Origin of the sequence: Alistipes sp. (genome assembly GCF_020026455.1) — a bacterium.
Lineage (GTDB): Bacteria > Bacteroidota > Bacteroidia > Bacteroidales > Rikenellaceae > Alistipes.
In genome coordinates, this window is the sequence record NZ_JAHHQJ010000003.1 from 103,812 (window position 1) to 120,605 (window position 16,794).

13 protein-coding genes are annotated in these 16,794 nt (G+C 59.9%); 3 read left to right on the forward strand and 10 right to left on the reverse strand.

Going from position 1 to position 16,794, the window contains the following annotated elements; genetic code table 11:
- Nucleotides 1–10: 10 nt before the first annotated feature.
- The 6 genes from QZ460_RS02610 to QZ460_RS02635 form a co-directional block, all read right to left on the reverse strand.
- Entirely contained in the window at nucleotides 11–3,343 is a 3,333-nt protein-coding gene (locus QZ460_RS02610; RefSeq protein ID WP_290540034.1) for a TonB-dependent receptor, read from the reverse strand.
- A gap of 77 nt (nucleotides 3,344–3,420) precedes the next feature.
- Nucleotides 3,421–4,443 (reverse strand): FecR family protein, encoded by a 1,023-nt coding sequence (locus tag QZ460_RS02615; RefSeq protein ID WP_290540035.1) that lies wholly within the window; start codon nucleotides 4,441–4,443, stop codon nucleotides 3,421–3,423.
- A gap of 16 nt (nucleotides 4,444–4,459) precedes the next feature.
- Nucleotides 4,460–5,032, reverse strand: coding sequence for an RNA polymerase sigma-70 factor (locus QZ460_RS02620; protein ID WP_290540036.1), 573 nt, complete (start codon nucleotides 5,030–5,032; stop codon nucleotides 4,460–4,462).
- 5 nt (nucleotides 5,033–5,037) lie between these two features.
- Nucleotides 5,038–5,331, reverse strand: coding sequence for a hypothetical protein (locus QZ460_RS02625; protein WP_290540037.1), 294 nt, complete (start codon nucleotides 5,329–5,331; stop codon nucleotides 5,038–5,040).
- A 221-nt stretch (nucleotides 5,332–5,552) separates the two neighbouring features.
- Nucleotides 5,553–6,695 (reverse strand): glycosyltransferase family 9 protein, encoded by a 1,143-nt coding sequence (locus QZ460_RS02630; protein WP_290540038.1) that lies wholly within the window; start codon nucleotides 6,693–6,695, stop codon nucleotides 5,553–5,555.
- Complete coding sequence (locus QZ460_RS02635; RefSeq protein ID WP_290540039.1) at nucleotides 6,679–7,284, reverse strand: DUF4254 domain-containing protein; 606 nt, start codon at nucleotides 7,282–7,284, stop codon at nucleotides 6,679–6,681. Before QZ460_RS02635 ends, QZ460_RS02630 begins: the two co-directional genes overlap by 17 nt.
- A gap of 76 nt (nucleotides 7,285–7,360) precedes the next feature.
- On the opposite strand from QZ460_RS02635, the gene QZ460_RS02640 reads away from it, so the two are divergent.
- The 3 genes from QZ460_RS02640 to QZ460_RS02650 all read left to right on the forward strand — a co-directional run bounded on the left by QZ460_RS02640 (nucleotide 7,361) and on the right by QZ460_RS02650 (nucleotide 11,388).
- Nucleotides 7,361–8,365: a glucosaminidase domain-containing protein gene (locus QZ460_RS02640; protein ID WP_290540040.1), complete on the forward strand. Its 1,005-nt coding sequence runs from the start codon at nucleotides 7,361–7,363 to the stop codon at nucleotides 8,363–8,365.
- Between the two features lie 14 nt (nucleotides 8,366–8,379).
- Complete coding sequence (locus tag QZ460_RS02645; RefSeq protein WP_290540041.1) at nucleotides 8,380–9,066, forward strand: hypothetical protein; 687 nt, start codon at nucleotides 8,380–8,382, stop codon at nucleotides 9,064–9,066.
- 186 nt (nucleotides 9,067–9,252) lie between these two features.
- A complete protein-coding gene (locus tag QZ460_RS02650; protein WP_290540042.1) occupies nucleotides 9,253–11,388 on the forward strand; it encodes a S9 family peptidase in 2,136 nt (711 codons plus the stop codon).
- 250 nt (nucleotides 11,389–11,638) lie between these two features.
- Here the strand turns inward: QZ460_RS02650 and QZ460_RS02655 are convergent, their stop codons facing one another.
- Genes QZ460_RS02655 through nuoK form a run of 4 tightly spaced genes read right to left on the reverse strand, consistent with a single transcriptional unit; the run spans nucleotide 11,639 to nucleotide 16,794 of the window.
- Nucleotides 11,639–13,066, reverse strand: a complete 1,428-nt coding sequence (locus tag QZ460_RS02655; RefSeq protein WP_290540043.1) for an NADH-quinone oxidoreductase subunit N — start codon at nucleotides 13,064–13,066, stop codon at nucleotides 11,639–11,641.
- 7 nt (nucleotides 13,067–13,073) lie between these two features.
- Nucleotides 13,074–14,558, reverse strand: a complete 1,485-nt coding sequence (locus QZ460_RS02660) for a NuoM family protein (protein ID WP_290540044.1) — start codon at nucleotides 14,556–14,558, stop codon at nucleotides 13,074–13,076.
- Nucleotides 14,559–14,570: 12 nt separating this feature from the next.
- A complete protein-coding gene (gene nuoL / locus QZ460_RS02665; protein WP_290540045.1) occupies nucleotides 14,571–16,463 on the reverse strand; it encodes an NADH-quinone oxidoreductase subunit L in 1,893 nt (630 codons plus the stop codon).
- 22 nt (nucleotides 16,464–16,485) lie between these two features.
- Entirely contained in the window at nucleotides 16,486–16,794 is a 309-nt protein-coding gene (gene nuoK, locus QZ460_RS02670) for an NADH-quinone oxidoreductase subunit NuoK (protein ID WP_022061764.1), read from the reverse strand.

A 16,794-nucleotide genomic window follows, 5' to 3' on the forward strand; every position in this document is an offset into this window, starting at 1 on the left:
ATTGTCAGATTTAGAAAGTAATGTTTACGCCTAACTTGAAGATACGAGGTTGAGGGACACCGTCGTCATCCTCGCCATAGAAGCGCGGATCGAGATCGACGCTTGTCTCGGGATCCCAGCCGGGATAGCGCGAGCAGAGGAAGATGTTGTCGCCCTGGGCATAGACGCGAAGTCCCTTGAGGTGGATTTTCGAAACCAGCCGCTGCGGGAAGGTGTATCCCAGAGTCACCGAGCGCAGGCGGATAAACGAGCCGTCGGTCAGATACATCGTCGAGTTCTTGCCGTTCCAGCCGCTATACGAGTAGATCGCGCGCGGGTATTTGTTCGACGTGCCGGGCCCCGTCCAGCGGTTGTCGGCATAGGCCTTCAGCAGCGCGCGGTTGTAACCTGGCTTGGATCCGTGGATCATCCACGACGCATACACGTCGTTACCATAGCTATACGTAAAGAAGAGACTCAATTCCAGCCCTTTGTATTTGAAGGTATTGTTCCAGCCGCCCGAGAACCTGGGGTTAGGATTACCCGTAACGACTCGATCGTCGTCCGTAATATCCCCGTCGCCGTTGCGGTCCCAGTACTTGATATCACCGGCACGCACGCCCTTATCGTAGAGTGCCTGCGGAACCTCACCGTCGTACTGATAGATCCCATCCGTACGGAAGAGGTACCACGAACCCACCGTCCGGCCGAGTTTCAGCACACGATTGGCACCGATCGACAGCAGATCGTCTTCGAGCAGCGACGTCAGTTTATTGACGTTACGGGCGATATTGAGCGATGAACTCCACAGCACCTTGCCCAGATTGAGGTGGGTATTGATCGTGAACTCGATGCCCTTGTTGCGCATCGAACCGATGTTGCTCAGGATCGAGGTTTCGCCCGTTGTAGCATGCACGGGTTTCGAATAGAGCAGGTTATTCGTGTTCTTCAGGTAAACGTCGGCAATCATGTTGATCTTGCCGCCCAGGAAGCTCAGATCGAATCCGGCATTGTACTGATCGGCGGTCTCCCACGTCAGACGATTGTTGCCACTCGACGAAATGGCGATACCGCTTTGGCCTCCGTAATTGGTGCCGCCGCTGATCAGAGCCTGCCAACCGTAATTACTGATACCGTCCTGATTACCCGTGCGGCCGTAGCTGGCCCGGATCTTCAGATCGGTCTTTTCGGCATTCCAGAATGCCTCGTTCGAAACATTCCAACCTACCGACACCGAGGGGAACCAACCCCAGCGGCAGTCGGGTGCGAAGCGCGACGAACCGTCGGTACGGATCGTGGCATTGACCATGTAACGATCCTTGTAGGCGAGGCTCAAGCGGGCGAAATAGGATTCAATGGCATATTCCGACAGCCCGGCACTGGCACCGACGATGTTAGCGGCCACGCTCGCCACGTCGAACGCCGGCGAGGGATAGTTCTGCGCATCGATATACGACGTGCGGCTCTTGGTCTTGAGGAACGAGTGCCCCATCATGGCCCCGAGTTCGAAATCTTCGCCGATCTTGCGGTTGTAGTTGGCATACAGGTCGATCGTGTTGGTCATCACGAAGCGATTCCGATCCAGAATACGGCCGTTGTCGGCGGCATAGGGGTGGTTCTGGTTGTAATAAATATAGTCGTAGGTATAGGCCGAGTCATTATTGTATGACGCTCTGATCGTCAAGCCCTTGACGATCTGCGCCTCGGCCCAGAACGACCCGATGAAACGGTAGTTGTCCGTATAGGACGTCTCCTCCGAGAGAATCTGCACGGCATTGTGCAGCAACAGCTCGTCGGTTCCACCCGTATAATAGCCGCCGTTGGGCTTATACGGACGGTCGAAAGGGCGCTGCTGCACGGCGCGCCCGATGATCGTCGAGCCGAGATCGGCTCCCGGGATACGGTTATTATGCAGGTAGTTGCCGCTGATGTTGGCACCCACCTTCAGCCATTTGAACATTTCGTGGTTGATGTTCGACTTGAGGTTGATCTTCGAGACGTCGTTCGTCTTGATGACACCCTCCTGGTAGTTGTAGCTGCCCGAAAGGTAATATTTGGTCTTGGCATTGCCGCCCGAAAACGACATGTCAAAATAGTGCGACTGCCCGAGCCGGGTGATCAGATCGAGCCAGTCGGTGTCGGGCATGTCCCCGTAAGGATTCCGTATATGCTTGACATATCCCGAGCTGTGGATCGTGAATCCGTTCTGACGGTTGTAGTTGTCTATACCCTCGTTGAAAACCTCAATATACTGCTTCGAACCGACGTATTCGCGACGTCCGGCATTGGGGAACTGTGTGATGCTGAAGCCGTAGTTGACCTTGACCTCCGACTTTCCCTCACGTCCCTGCTTGGTGGTGATCAGCACGACACCGTTTGTGGCGCGTGAACCGTAGATCGCGGCCGAAGCAGCATCCTTCAGCACTTCGATCGACTCGATGTCCGTAAGGTTGAGCGTCGCCAGCGAACTCATGTTCTCACCGAACGAATAGAGCGATGCCGAATTGTTCGACAGCGGAATGCCGTCGATCACGTAGAGCGGCTCGTTGCTGGCGCTGAGCGACGACGATCCGCGGATGCTCATCTTCTCGGCCGAGCCGAGGTTACCCGAGCTGGTCGAGATCGACACGCCGGCAATACGACCCTGAAGGAGTTCCGAGGGCGACATCACGCTGCGCATATTCTCCTCGGTGGGTTTGAACTGACTGATAGCATTGGTCACCAAACTGCGGCGCTGCGTACCGTAACCGACCACAACCACCTCGTCGAGGGCCATATTGTCGCTTTCGAGCCGGACTTCATAAATCCGGGCCGGGTCATCTACGACAACCTCCCGGGTCTTCAGACCGAGATAGGAGACAATCAGGCGGACATCCGTACGCACCCCGATCCGGACGGAAAATGAGCCGTCGAGGTCCGTGGTGGTGCCGATCGTCGTGCCGTCGACAATCACCGTGGCACCGGTAATCGGATTTCCGGCAGTGTCTTTCACAATGCCCTTCACAACCGCATTGGCCGAAGTGCGGATGGCAGATTCCCGCCTTGCAGGGGCGGACATGATGGCAATCATCTTGCCCTCGACATTGCTCACGACGTTTTGCCCGGCGAACATCTTTCCGACAACCGTGCCGATCTCCTCGTTTCTGACATCAAGGGTGATCCTCTTGTTCACATCGGCATCCTTCGTCTTGATGACGAACGAGTAGCCGTAATCCTTTTGCAGGCGTTCAATCGCTGCCTTGACAGTCGCATTGCGTACCGACAGGCTCACCTTCTGGGCCACGGCCGCGGAGGCCTGAAACAGGAGACACAGAAGTCCGGCAAGCGTGATCAAACTTTTGACGGAAGGTAAAAGTTTATTCATTACGTTAAGATTTGAAATTTTGAGAAATAAGTCGTTACAGATTCCGTTCGTTTCGTGTACTGCATGATATGTTTATTTTAGGGATAGCAAGGCGATATGTAATAGATCTCGGCTTCCTTGCGCACCGAGAACAGGCGGTCCTGGTTGAGAGCATCGAGAATTTCGCCGAGCGACTCCCCGTTGACAAACGAGGCGTAGTAGGTCTCGTCGCACAGCGACTTGTCGGTGATGACGATCTCGACGGCAAAGTGTCGGCACAGGTCGGCAACGATGTCGCCCAGGGTCTGTTCCACGAAGAAGAAATTGCCGTTGTCGATCCAGCTTGCATAGGAATCGGGATCGAAATTGAGAAAATCAATGTGATTGTTGCTTTTATTAAGGCGGAGGATATCTCCGGGCTCGAGGGTGAGTTTTCCGTTCATCTTCGACGCCTTAATGCCTACCGACACCTTACCGCACACCAGACTCACCTCCGCCTTGGCATCCTCCTGATAGGATTTGAGGTTGAACTGCGTACCGAGCACCTCCACCTCCAACCGATCGGCGGAAACGATGAACGGACGGTCCTCGTCGCGGCGAACCTCAGCGAACATCTCGCCCGACAGGTAGACCTGCCTCATCGAGCGGTTGAACCGCTTGGGATAGATGAGCTTGGTATCGGCATTGAGCCACACGCGCGTGCTGTCGGGCAAGACGATCTCGCGGCGCTCTCCCATGCCGGCATAGACCTCCACCCACTCGCGCGGGGTATTGGCCTGCCGCCTGTAATGGAGCGCCAGAGTGACGGCGGCAATGACGGCGGCACATTCGATGATGCGAAGGGGCCATCGCCACCGCCGAAACCTATCGCCGCGGAGCGGGGTTTTCGGGGCGGGGCATGCCGCGAGGATCGAATCCAGTTTACGCCGCACACGCTCCTTGCTCTCGGGATCGTATTCGGTCTCGAGAGCGTCCAGCAGGTCGCTGAACAGTTGGTCCAGTCCCGGGTCCTTGAGTCGCTCCCGCAGCCACATGCGCACCTGCTGCGCCTCGACTTCCGTACAGTTGTCCCGCATGTAGGCAAGCAACTGCTCTCGCGACATATTTTTCTTGACATCCATAGGTTTTGTCTTGGTTTCAGGAGAATAGCACAAAAAAGAGGATCCCGACGGAGATCGTCTTTCGTATCTGCTTGATTGCCAGATCAACGTGTTTTTCGACCGTGCGAATCGAGAGGTTCAGCGCCCGGGCAATCTCGGCATTGGTCATATTGCGATCGTAGCGCATGGCAAATATCTCACGCCGTTTGTCGGGCATCGACCGCATCACCGAGTCGATGAAGCCGACCCGTTCGCGCACGTCTACATAGTCGTAAATGTCCGTATCGCCGTCTGCGACATTAAGCATCGCATCGTTGATGTCGCTGCGCAGCATGTTGTGCCGCAAGCGCATGTAGTCGAAGAGCTCGTTGCGTGTGGCAACCAACAGGTAATTGCGCACCGATAATTCGGGATTGACCTGTTCCTTGCACATCCACATTTTGACAAATACGTTCTGAATGATGTCCTCCGCCACGGAAGAGTCCTTGACGATATGCCTGGCAAAGGTATGCAGCAGATCGTAGTAGCGGTCGAAAAGCACTCCGAAAGCCTCTCTGTCACCGCTGCGCATCATCGCGACAAGATCCGAATCCCGTAAACAATTCTGCATGTCCGTCAGTATTTGTTCATGTCCGTAACCCTACAGCATGTCGGGCAAAGTTCCAGCGCAACCCGGATCGCCGCCGAAGCATCGCCATCGGTCGTCGGTGTCGGATAATCCGGCGCCAAGATGCCGGAGGTCGCATCGCAGCAGGAGCCGCACGTGAGATTCAGCCCTTCGTCCCTGTTTCGCAAAGCAGGAATTGCACGGAATCCGCCATCGCGATTTCCGTTGTAGTCCTTGCCCGAAGAGCAGCCCGAGACTGCAAACAAGGCAAAAATCAGCCGATGAAAAAGAAGTTTCTCCATAAGATCATCAGGTCGGTTATAATAAGTACGAATGGGAGGCACCCTCTACGTAACCGCAAAATACAATTTCACGGAAATGAAACACGCCACCCCTTCACAGGAGCGGCGCATAAAAAGAAATAAAACTCCGAACGGGAACCGGAGGTCTGCGTGCAGCCCCGATTCCCGTCCGATATCAATCCGTGAGGTCACCTCCCAATCGGATTATGCATCCCGCCGTCCTATCCGTTTTCGGAACACTCCGGCAAACGGCCGGTGATTTCGTCCACCCGCCGGGCCGTCATTTCGGGCGTTATGGCTTTCAGACAGCGGTAGTCGCCGTAGCGGCAGGGCTTGTTGCCGAAGACCGAGCAAGGACGGCACGCCATGTCGGCCTGCAGAACTCCCGCGGGCGAAACCCCGTAGCCCAGAAAACCCAGTCCGGGATGCGTCGCGCCCCACACCGACACCACGGGCGTCGCGACGAGCGAGGCCAGGTGCATCACCAGCGAATCCATCGTCACCACGCAGTCCAGATGGGCGATGAGGTCCATCTCCCCGGCAAAACGAACCTTGCCGTACAAGGCCGTGACGTTGGGATACGTGCGTTCCATCTCCTCAGCGAAGGCCTGTTCGGCACCTCCGCCCCCGTGGATGAAGACCCGCCCGTAATGCGCCGAAAGTAGCCGCACGAGTTCGCGGCTCTGCTCCTCGGGATAGGTCTTGCCCCGGTGTGCGGAGAAGGGGGCAAAGCCCACCCACATGCCGTGTTTCTCCCCGAAGGGATTGGGACGCTCCCGGCGCACGGCAGGTGCGGGGTCGTCCAGCACAAGCCCCAGTCTCCGAAAGACATCGCAATAGCGCAGCACCGTATGCCGCAACGGCTCCGCTCCGCGGCCTCCGCAGCGGATGAACGCCCGTTTCTCGGCATGTCCCTTTTCGATATGCGCCACCGGAATGCCGTGCAGACGCATCGCGAGACGAAACGCCTTCGAGCGCAGCACGTCGTGCACGTCGGCCACGGCGTCCACCCCCAGCCTGCGGGCTTCGGCGGCCAACCGCCACATCCCCGCAAGGGTCCGGTGTTCGCCCCGGGTGTCGACGTCGAGAAACCCGACCTCCAGCCCCGCAAAGAAGGGCCGGAACATGGCCTGCGTCGCCACCGTGACCCGCAGATCGGGATAAGCGGCCGTCAGCGCCCGCAACGCATGCGGCAGCATCGCCACATCGCCCATCGCCGAGGTGCGCGCCACCAGCAGGTGACGCGGAGCCGCCGCCCCGCCCCGAAGCATCCCGCTCCCGGACACCCCGCTCTCAGACGTTGCGCCCCCGCCGTCTCCGGTCGAGAGACCGCTTGCGGTCCCCACGCTATTTTTTCTGCCCATAGAGCACCGGATTCAGTGCCGGGTCGTTGTACATCTTCATCTGTTTGTAGGTCTTCATGTACTTGCGGCCCGCCTCGATGTCCTCGATCAGCTCTTCGATGGCCTGCGAAAGATCGACCTGCTGTGCGAGCAGCACATCCAGTTTCTTCCGGCAGGCCGCGCGGTGCGCCTCGTCCACATCCGTCCGTTCCACCTCGCGAGCCATGTGGTAGATCTTCAGTGCAAGGATCGACAGTCGGTCGATGGCCCAGGCCGGGGTCTCGGTGTTGAGCCGGGCGCCTTCGGCGGGCGTTATGTCCCTGTATTTGTCCATCAGGTACGAATCCACATACTCCACCATGTCCGTACGGTCCTGGTTCGACTTGTCGATGCGGCGCTTGATGAGAAGTGCCTCCGCAGGGTCGATGGCCGGGTCGCGGATAATATCCTCCAGGTGCCACTGCACCGTATCAATCCAGTTCTTGTGGTAGAGCAGATGGTCGATCGTACCCGGAGCATAGGGATTGTCGATGGGATGGTCCACATCGTCCCAGCGGTGGTACTCCTCGATGGACCGGTTGAAAATACGGTTCGCGTTTTCAGTAAACATAGCTTGCGGTTTTATTGTATTATTGGATTTTTCACCGGAAAATCATATCTTTGTCGGTAACGATTAAACAAAGATAATGACTTTTTTCAAAAAAGCAATACTCCTTTCCGGAATCCTCCTCTGCACCACCGTGCAGCTCGGGGCCCAGGTGCGCCAGACGCGCGAAGAGTACATCAGCCGCTACATGTCCATCGCCATCGCCCACATGGAGCGCTACGGCATCCCCGCGAGCATCACCATGGCGCAGGGCATCCTCGAATCCGACTGCGGCAACAGCCTGCTGTCGATGAAGTCGAACAACCATTTCGGCATCAAGTGCAAACGCAACTGGACGGGCGAGAAGGTCTACCACGACGACGACGCCAAGGGCGAATGCTTCCGCTCCTACCCCTCGGTCGAGGCGTCGTACCGGGACCACGCCGAGTTCCTCGACTCGCAGCCCCGCTACGACTCGCTCTTCGCCTACTCCTCCGACGACTACAAGAGCTGGGCTCGGGGTCTGAAGGCCGCGGGCTACGCCACGGCTCCCGACTATGCGCAGCGGCTCATCCGCATCATCGAGGAGAACCAGCTCTTCCTGCTCGACCGGCCCGACGGCGCACGGCTCTACGCCACGCGCTACGGTCTGAAACGCAATCCCGAGGAGTGGTTCTCGTCGCAGAGCAGCGTGGAGGAACTGGCCCGGACCGAGGGAGCCGTCGACCCGGACAACTACCGCGTGACGATCAACGCCCACCAGGGTTACAACGTCTACGCCACCAACGGCGTGCACTACGTGCTGGCCAAGGAGAACGACACGTTCGAGAACATCGGGCGGAAATTCCGCCTCTCGCCGCGCAACCTGCGCAAGTTCAACGACCTGAAGGACAAGAAGGCCCAGCCGGTACCGGGCGAGGTGATCTACATCGAGCGCAAGCGCAAGCGCTGGGAGGGCAACACCCGGAACCACATCTGCCGCCAGGGCGAAACGGCCTACTCCGTGGGTCAGTCCTACGCCATCCGGACGCGGTCGATCGAGAAGCTCAACAAGCTCCGCAAGGGCGAGGAGCTGGCCGCAGGACGCGAAATACGCATAAAATAAAACCTATATATACCATGGAAACAACCCCGCTGAGAGCACAGATTCTCGACACCATCATCCGCAAGTCGACCCTCAAACAACGGGTTTTCGACAACACCTTCGGAGCGTTCAACTCCCTGAAGGAGACGCTTCTGGAGATGGCTTCGGAGATGGACGACGAACTGGACGGCAAACTCGACCGCCGCGTGAGGCTCGAATACCGCGACCGCGGCAAGTTCGAGGCTCAGCTGCAGGTGGCCAACGACATCCTGATCTTCCAGATGCACAGCGACGTCTTCGAGTTCGATTCCGACCACCTCATCTGGCAAAACCCCTACGTGCAGGCCGACCGCGACAACTCCTACTGCGGGCTCATCAACATCTACAACTTCCTGTCCGACTCGTTCAAATTCAACCGCAACGCCGACGAAGGCTACCTGATCGGCCGCATTTTCATCAACCGCGAACACCGCTACTTCGCCGAAGGCAAGCAGCAGAACTCGATGCGGGCGATGGATTTCGGCAAGTCGGAGATCGACCAGGAGGCACTGGTCGCAATCCTCGAATCGGCTATCGGCTTCGCGCTGAACTTCGACCTGCTGATGCCGCCCTACGAGGAGAACAAACGCGTGACGGTGGACCAGTTCAACACCAAGATGGACAACTCGAAGTTCGTGACGGGCAAACGCCTGGGCTACGACTTCGACATAGAGGATATTTAACGGGCCCGACGGAGGGGGGGGGCCGGGTTCCAACCGATGCCGCGGAGCCCGACCGCGCCGTTGCGACACAGGACCGTCGCTTCGGCACCAGGCCGCAAATCCGCCCCCTCGCCGATTTCCTCCGCCTGAAGGAAGGCTACAGCCCCCACATACATCGAACACAACCTTTCAACACGTCATTTAATCTTGAAAACCATCCTTTTCCCGCTGCTCGCCGCAGCGGCACTCCTGACGGGCAGCGTCCGCGCCCAGAACGAATACGCCGAAATCACCCGGCTGCAGCGACTGAACGAATCGGTACACGGCATCCGCTCGATGGCCGACGGCGAACACTACACCACCCTCGAGTCGAACGATATCGTCCGTTACAGCTATGCCACCGCCGCTCCCGGCGAGAGCATGCTCCCCAAGTCGGCGCCGAAGCTCGTCATCACCGACTATACCTTCTCGCCCGACGAGCGGTCGATCCTCATTGCCTCGGGGCGCAATCCGATCTACCGCCACTCCTACACCACCAGCTATTCACTCGTGCGCGACAACACCCTGCGCCCCGTCCTGCGCGACGCCGAAAAGCCGCGCGACGCCTCCTTCTCGCCCGACGGGGAGAAGATCGCCTACTCGGACCGCAACGACCTCTACGTCTACGACATCACCACCCAGACCACACGCCGCATCACCGACGACGGAGCGTGGAACGAGGTGATCAACGGCACGACCGACTGGGTCTACGAGGAGGAGTTCGGCGTCACGCGTGCCTATGCCTTCTCGCCCGACAGCCGCCGCATCGCCTACCTGCGTTTCGACGAGAGCGAAGTGCCGCTGATGGAGATGATGCGTTTCGACGGCAAACTCTACAACAGCGCCTATTCGTTCAAATACCCCAAGGCCGGGGAGCGCAACTCCGTGGTCCAGCTCTGGATCGCCGACCTTGAGACCGGCGCCAGGGAGCGCATCGACACGGGCGAGGAGACCGACCAGTACATCCCCCGCATCGGCTGGACACCCGACGGGAAACTGTGGTACTTCCGCCTCAACCGCCGCCAGAACACCTTCGGAATGATCGTCTGCGAGCCCCACGGGGCACAGCGCACGGTCTACGAGGAGCGTGCGCAGCAATATGTCGAGCGCGTCGACGACGGGACCGTGACGTTCGTCGACCGCGACCGCTTCCTCGTGCGGCAGGAGAGCCACACGGGCTTCATGCACCTCTACCTCTACAGCCTGCGCCGGGGCATCCTCGGCCAGGTCACCCGCGGCAACTGGGAGGTGACGCGGGTCGTGGGCACCGACGGCAAACGTGTGTGGTTCCTCTCCACCGAGACCTCGCCGCTGCGCCGCAATCTGTACAGCGTACGCCTCGACGGCAAGGAGAAACAGCGCCTCACCACGGGCGAGGGCTACTACAACGCAGCCCCGAGTGCCGGAATGAAATACTTCATCACCACCTTTTCCAACGTCTCGACACCCAACGTCACGCAGATCTGCGACGCCGCGGGCAACCCCGTCCGCACGCTGGCCGACAACCGCCGCCTGCGCGACGAGCTGGCCGCCACAGGCCGCCCCGTGAAGGAGTTCTTCACCTTCACGACCGAGCGCGGCGACACGCTCAACGCCTACATGATCAAGCCCCGCGACTTCGACCCGGCGCAACGCTACCCAGTGCTGCTGACCCAGTATTCGGGTCCCGGCTCGCAGTCCGTTCACGACCGCTGGTCGCTGGACTGGGAGGACGCCCTCGTCGACAAAGGCTACATCGTGGTCTGCGCCGACGGCCGCGGCACGGGATTCCGGGGCGAGAAGTTCAAGAAACTCACCTACGGGCGCCTGGGGGCACTGGAGGTCGAGGACCAGCTCTCGACCGCCCGCCACATGGCGGCACAGCCCTGGGTCGACTCCGCGCGCATCGGCATCTACGGCTGGTCCTACGGCGGATTCATGGCCCTGAGCTGTGCGATGAAGGGTCTCGGGCTGTTCAAAATGGCCATCGCCGTGGCTCCCGTCACCTCGTGGCGCTACTACGACTCGATCTACACCGAGATCTACAACAACCTTCCGCAGTACAACGCCGCGGGCTACGACGACAATTCGCCGATCAATTTCGCGCGGATGCTCGACGACCGTCACACGCGGTTGCTGATCATCCACGGCACGGCCGACGACAACGTCCATTTCCAGAACACCGTCGAGATGACCCGGGCGCTCAACCGTGCCGGCAAACAGTACGACATGATGATCTACCCCGATCAGAACCACTCGATGATGCCCGACGCAACGGCACACGTCCGGCAAAAGATGATCGACTATACACTGAAGAATTTGTAGCCGCCGCCCGGCAGCGCAGGAGCGCGGGAGTGCCGCCACCCCGGCGACACTCCCGCCTGCCGGCGGCACCTTCAGCCCGACGACCGCCAAACCCTTCCGCAGCATCGTCACGACCGCCAAACCCTTCCACTGCGTCGTCACGACCACCAACCGCGCACTCCGACCGAAGGGCTGCAACTCTCCCGTACACACCCGCACAAAAAATGCGAGGCACGGTCTCCCGCGCCTCGCATTTGCATATCCGCCCCGCTCAGAGCCCGAAGGCAAAGGCGTTGATGCCGTCGTAAACCACACTGACGAGGCCCAGCAGCAGGACGCCCGCCATACAGAGCGCAAGGCTGATGCGCGTGTAACGGTCGCTGCGAAAGGTCCCGATCGGCGCATCGCCGGGCGTGATGTACATCGCCTTGACGAGCAGCAGGTAGTAATAGAGCGACACGACCGTGTTGACGAGGGCGATGAAGACCAGCAGGTGGAATCCGCCCTTGAAGGCCGCCGCAAAGACGAAGAATTTCGAGAAGAACCCGGCGAAGGGCGGGATTCCGGCCAGCGAGAAGAGCGCCAGGGTCATCAGCAAGGCCAGGCGGGGATTGGTGCGGGAAAAACCGTTGTAGTCCTCCAGTGCGACCCTGCCGCCGCTGTGCTGCTCGACCGTGGAGAGCACGCCGAACACCGCGAGGTTGGCGGCCATGTAGACCAGCACATAGAAGACCAGCGAGGTCATGCCGATGGCGCTGCCGCCGACGACGGCCAGCAGGATGTATCCGGCCTGCGAGATGGATGAGAAGGCCATGAACCGCTTGAGATCCTTCTGCCTCATGGCGAAGAGGTTTGCGACGGTGATGCTCGACACCGCCACGATCCAGAGCAGCGTCTGCCACTGCTCCGTCATCGGAGCGAAGACCTTCACCAGCAGCGTCAGCAGCACGAATGCCGCAGCACCCTTCGAGACCACCGAAAGATAGGCCGTCACGTTCGTCGGCGCCCCCTGATAGGCATCCGCCGTCCAGAGGTGGAAAGGCACGAGCGAAATCTTGAATCCGAGTCCCGAGAAGAAGAAGACCAGGGCCATCACCTGCAGCGGCGAGCCGTCGATGCGGGCGGCCATGTCCCCGAAATAGAGCGTCCCGGTCGTCCCGTAGAGGAACGAGATGCCGTAAAGCATCAGCCCGCTCGAAAACAGCGCGCAGAGGATGTATTTGGCCCCCGCCTCGGCCGAATAGCGCTTGTATTTGTCGAAGGCCACCAGACAGGCCATCGGCACCGAAGCCAGCTCCAGACCGATGAAGAACAGCAGGAAGTTGCCCGCACCGATCATGAAATACATGCCCAGCAGGGTCGAGAGGGTCAGGATGTAGAATTCGCCCTGCTTGTGGCGCGTGTCCTCGCGGCGCAACCACGTGTCGGACTGCAGGAAGACGACCAGCGCCCCGATGCCGAGCATGCTTTTGACAATGCCGTCCATCGGCGTGTGGCAGAACATCCCGCCGAAGAGTTCTCCCCCGGCGGTCGGCACAAGGTTCACAACCACCTGCACGACCATCAGGCCGCAGGCCACGGCCGAGAAACGGCGGCGTGCGCGCTCCCCGGCCATCAGGTCGTAGAGGAACACGAAGACGAGGATCGCCGTGAGGGTCACTTCGGCCCGCATCAGCGTAAATATCGAGGTGTAATCCATAGTTCGCTTAATTCATGATGTGCATAATAACCTGCCCGACGCTGCCGCGGATCATGTCGCTCACCCACAGGGGCGCCAGTCCCATGCCGGCGATGGCGACGACCAGACAGATGACCGACAGCCGCTCGTCCCACGTGGCGTCCGAGAGCTTCAGGTGCTCGGGATTGTCACACGTGCCGTAGAGGATTTTCCCGACGACGCGCAGGATGTAGACCGCCGTGATGACGATCGACGTGCAGGCGATGAGGGTCACCACGCGGTGGAACGTGTCAGCGTTCATGAACGCTCCGTTGAAGATGGTCATTTCGGCCACGAAGCCGCTCAGACCCGGCAGCCCGAGGTTGGCAAGACCCGCGATCACATACCCGACCGCGAGGAACGGCATCACCTTCATCAGCCCGCCCAGCTGGCGGATGTCCCGGGTGTGGGTGCGGCCGTAGATCATGCCGATCAGCGCAAAGAAGAGGGCCGTCATCAGACCGTGGCTCAACATCTGGAGCACGGCGCCCGTACCGGCCGCGGTGTTCATCATCAGCACGGCAAACAGCACCAGTCCGCAGTGCGACACCGAGGAATAGGCGTTGATGTACTTGAGATCGGTCTGCACGCAGGCCGAGAAGGCGCCGTAAACGACGGAAATCGTTGTCAGCAAGATAAATATCCAGCTCAGTTCCTGTGCCGCTGCAGGTAGAAGGTACATGGCGACCCGGAAACAACCGTATCCGCCCAGCTTCATCAGCACTCCGGCGTGGAGCATCGACACGGCGGTCGGAGCCGAGGCATGACCGTCGGGGCTCCACGTATGGAACGGGAACAGCGCGCCCAGCACGCCGAAACCCACGAACACCAGCGGGAACCAGATGCGCTGCAACGCCACGGGGATGTTGTTCAGCGCGGCGATCTGCTGTATGTTCATCGTCGTGGCGCCCGCACCGAAGTAGATGCCCAGAATCCCGATCAGCAGCAGCGCCGAACCGCCCATGAGCATCAGTGTCAGTTTCATGGCGGCATACTCCTTGCGCCCGGTGCCCCAGACGCCGATCAGCAGATACATCGGGATCAGCGCCATCTCGTAGAAGAGGAACATCGTGAAGAGGTCGACCGAAATGAAGAATCCGAACACCCCCACGCTCAGCAGGCAGAACCAGAGGAAGTAGGCCTTGACGTCGGTCTTCATCTGCCACGAGGCGAACGTGCCCGTGAAGACGATGATGGCCGACAGCAGAATCATCGCCACCGAAATACCGTCGACGCCCACGGCGTAGTGGATGTTGAGCGGGGCATACCAGACGTGGCTTTCGGTGAAAAGCATCTGCGCCGTCTCGCCCGCGCCACGCAGCCCGAGGTATTGCACCACAAGAACGACGGCCAGAGCCACGAGCAGCGATGAGCCCGCGACCATCACCGTGCGGATCTGCCGCGTGGACTTCGAGAGCCACAGGCCCAGCATCATCGCGAGCGGAACGGCGGGAAACAGAGATAGTATATTCATAACTCGTTCGGATTAACAGATCAGAGAAATCAGAATCGTGAGGCCCAGCGCACCGCCGAGGAACCAGATGCAGTAGCGCTGCACGCTGCCGCTCTGCATGTCGCGGATGAGCCAGGCGGCCGTGTTGGCGCCCCGGGCGAGGAGGTCCATGAAGCCGTCAACCACATGGCGGTCGAACCACGCTATGGGCGTCGAGATGCAGGCAAAGATCACCCGGTGGGTGACGAACTGATAGACCTCGTCGATGTAGAACCGGCGATAGGCCGCGCGGTGCAGGCCGCTGAACGTCGCAGCCAGACGGTCGGCCACGGGCTGCCGGTCACGGGCATACATCCAGGTCGCCAAAACGATGGCTGCCACAGCCACGCAGAGGCTCACGGCGGCCACGCTCCGGTCGATATGGATGACATAGGGCGCTCCGTCGCTCGACACGAACTCCCCGAAGGGGATGAATCCTGCCACGCAGGTCACCGCCGCAAGCAGCACGAGCGGCAGGGTCATCGTCAGCGGCGCTTCGTGCGGCCGGTGCGCCGCATGCAGTTCGCGGTTCTCCGTACCCCAGAAAATACCGTAATAGAGCCGGAACATGTAGAAGGCCGTAAGTCCCGCGATGGCGGTCATCACCCATCCCATGACGGGCGAGAAGGCGAAGCAGGCCGTCAGGATCTCGTCCTTCGAAAAGAACCCGCTCAAGGGCCAGATCCCCGCGATGGCGAGGCACGCCACGAGGAAGGTCGCATGGGTCAGCGGCATGTAGCGGCGCAGGCCGCCCATGGCCGACATTTCGTTGGAATGCACGGCATGGATGATGCACCCCGCGCCGAGAAACAGCAGGGCCTTGAACATGGCATGGGTGAAGAGATGGAACATCGAGGCCATGTAACCCAGTCCTCCGGCATGCGGGTCGGCCGAGGTCGAGACACCCAGCGACACGATCATGAATCCGATCTGCGAGATGGTGCTGAACGCCAGCACCCGCTTGATATCGCTCTGCACACAGGCCACGACGGCGGCATAGAGAGCCGTGAAGGCCCCGACATAAGCCGTCCAATGCAGTACTTCGGGTGCATGGCCGATGAAGAGCGGGAACATCCGCGCCACGAGGTAGACGCCCGCCACGACCATCGTCGCGGCATGAATCAGCGCCGACACGGGTGTCGGGCCCTCCATGGCGTCGGGCAGCCAGATGTGCAGCGGAAACATGGCGCTCTTGCCCGCACCGCCGACGAACATCAGCCCCAGCGCCAGCGGAATCATCGCCCCGGCAGCCGCCAGGGCCTGCGTCGCGGGGGTGAAGGAGAAGGTTCCGGCGTAGTAGCCGTAGATCAGGATGCCGATCAGGAATCCCAGGTCGGCGAAGCGCGTGACGATGAAGGCCTTCTTCGAGGCGGCCACGGCCTCCCTCTTCGTATAGTAGAAGCCGATCAGCAGGTAGGAGCTGACGCCCACCAGCTCCCAGAAGAGGTACATCTGGAAGATGTTGGTCGCCACGACCAGCCCGATCATGCTCATCGTGAAGAGCGCAAGAAAGGCATAGTAGCGCTGGAAGCCCCGCTCGCCCTTCATGTAACCCAGCGAGTAGATGTGCACCATCAGCGACACTGTGGAGATCACCACGAGCATCATCACCGAAATCGGGTCGAGCAGGATGCCCAGGTCGATGTGCAGCGCGCCGCCGATGGGCAGCCACACGGTGTTCCAGGGGATCAGCGTCGGGAAGACGCCCGCGGCATCGCGCCCGGCCGAGAAGTAGTCGAAAGCCGTCCGGTAGCTCAACAGCGCCACGACGGCCAAGACGGCCGTACCCATGGCGCCCGCCACCGCCGGACGCAGCTTCATGCCCGCAAGTCCCAGCACGAGGAAACTCGCCAGCGGAAGCAACAGAATCAGAATCGTATATTCCATAGAAGATCGTTTTTTCGCTCCGTTACCACTTCATTTCCCGCAGACTCCGGGCTCCGATGTTGCGGATGTTGCGGTAGATGTTGATGATGATGGCGATGGCCACGGCGGTCTCCGCGGCGCTGATGCCGATGGCGAACAGGGCGAAGAAGAATCCTTCGAGCTGCTCGGGGAAGAGGAAGCGGTTGAAGACCACGAAATTGATGTCCACCGAGTTGAGGATCAGCTCGACCGAAATCAGCATCGCCAGCAGGTTGCGGCGCGTGACGAATCCGTAGATGCCCACGAACATCATCACCGTGGAGACAATCAGGTAATATTCCATGTGTATCAT

Coding starts and splice junctions, on each gene's coding strand:
- nuoL (WP_290540045.1), bottom strand. CDS start 16,463: ATGGAATATACGATTCTGATTCTGTTGCTTCCGCTGGCGAGTTTCCTC.
- QZ460_RS02615 (WP_290540035.1), bottom strand. CDS start 4,443: ATGGATGTCAAGAAAAATATGTCGCGAGAGCAGTTGCTTGCCTACATG.
- QZ460_RS02630 (WP_290540038.1), bottom strand. CDS start 6,695: ATGGGCAGAAAAAATAGCGTGGGGACCGCAAGCGGTCTCTCGACCGGA.
- QZ460_RS02610 (WP_290540034.1), bottom strand. CDS start 3,343: ATGAATAAACTTTTACCTTCCGTCAAAAGTTTGATCACGCTTGCCGGA.
- QZ460_RS02620 (WP_290540036.1), bottom strand. CDS start 5,032: ATGCAGAATTGTTTACGGGATTCGGATCTTGTCGCGATGATGCGCAGC.
- QZ460_RS02660 (WP_290540044.1), bottom strand. CDS start 14,558: ATGAATATACTATCTCTGTTTCCCGCCGTTCCGCTCGCGATGATGCTG.
- nuoK (WP_022061764.1), bottom strand. CDS start 16,794: ATGATACACATGGAATATTACCTGATTGTCTCCACGGTGATGATGTTC.
- QZ460_RS02640 (WP_290540040.1), top strand. CDS start 7,361: ATGACTTTTTTCAAAAAAGCAATACTCCTTTCCGGAATCCTCCTCTGC.
- QZ460_RS02645 (WP_290540041.1), top strand. CDS start 8,380: ATGGAAACAACCCCGCTGAGAGCACAGATTCTCGACACCATCATCCGC.
- QZ460_RS02625 (WP_290540037.1), bottom strand. CDS start 5,331: ATGGAGAAACTTCTTTTTCATCGGCTGATTTTTGCCTTGTTTGCAGTC.
- QZ460_RS02655 (WP_290540043.1), bottom strand. CDS start 13,066: ATGGATTACACCTCGATATTTACGCTGATGCGGGCCGAAGTGACCCTC.
- QZ460_RS02635 (WP_290540039.1), bottom strand. CDS start 7,284: ATGTTTACTGAAAACGCGAACCGTATTTTCAACCGGTCCATCGAGGAG.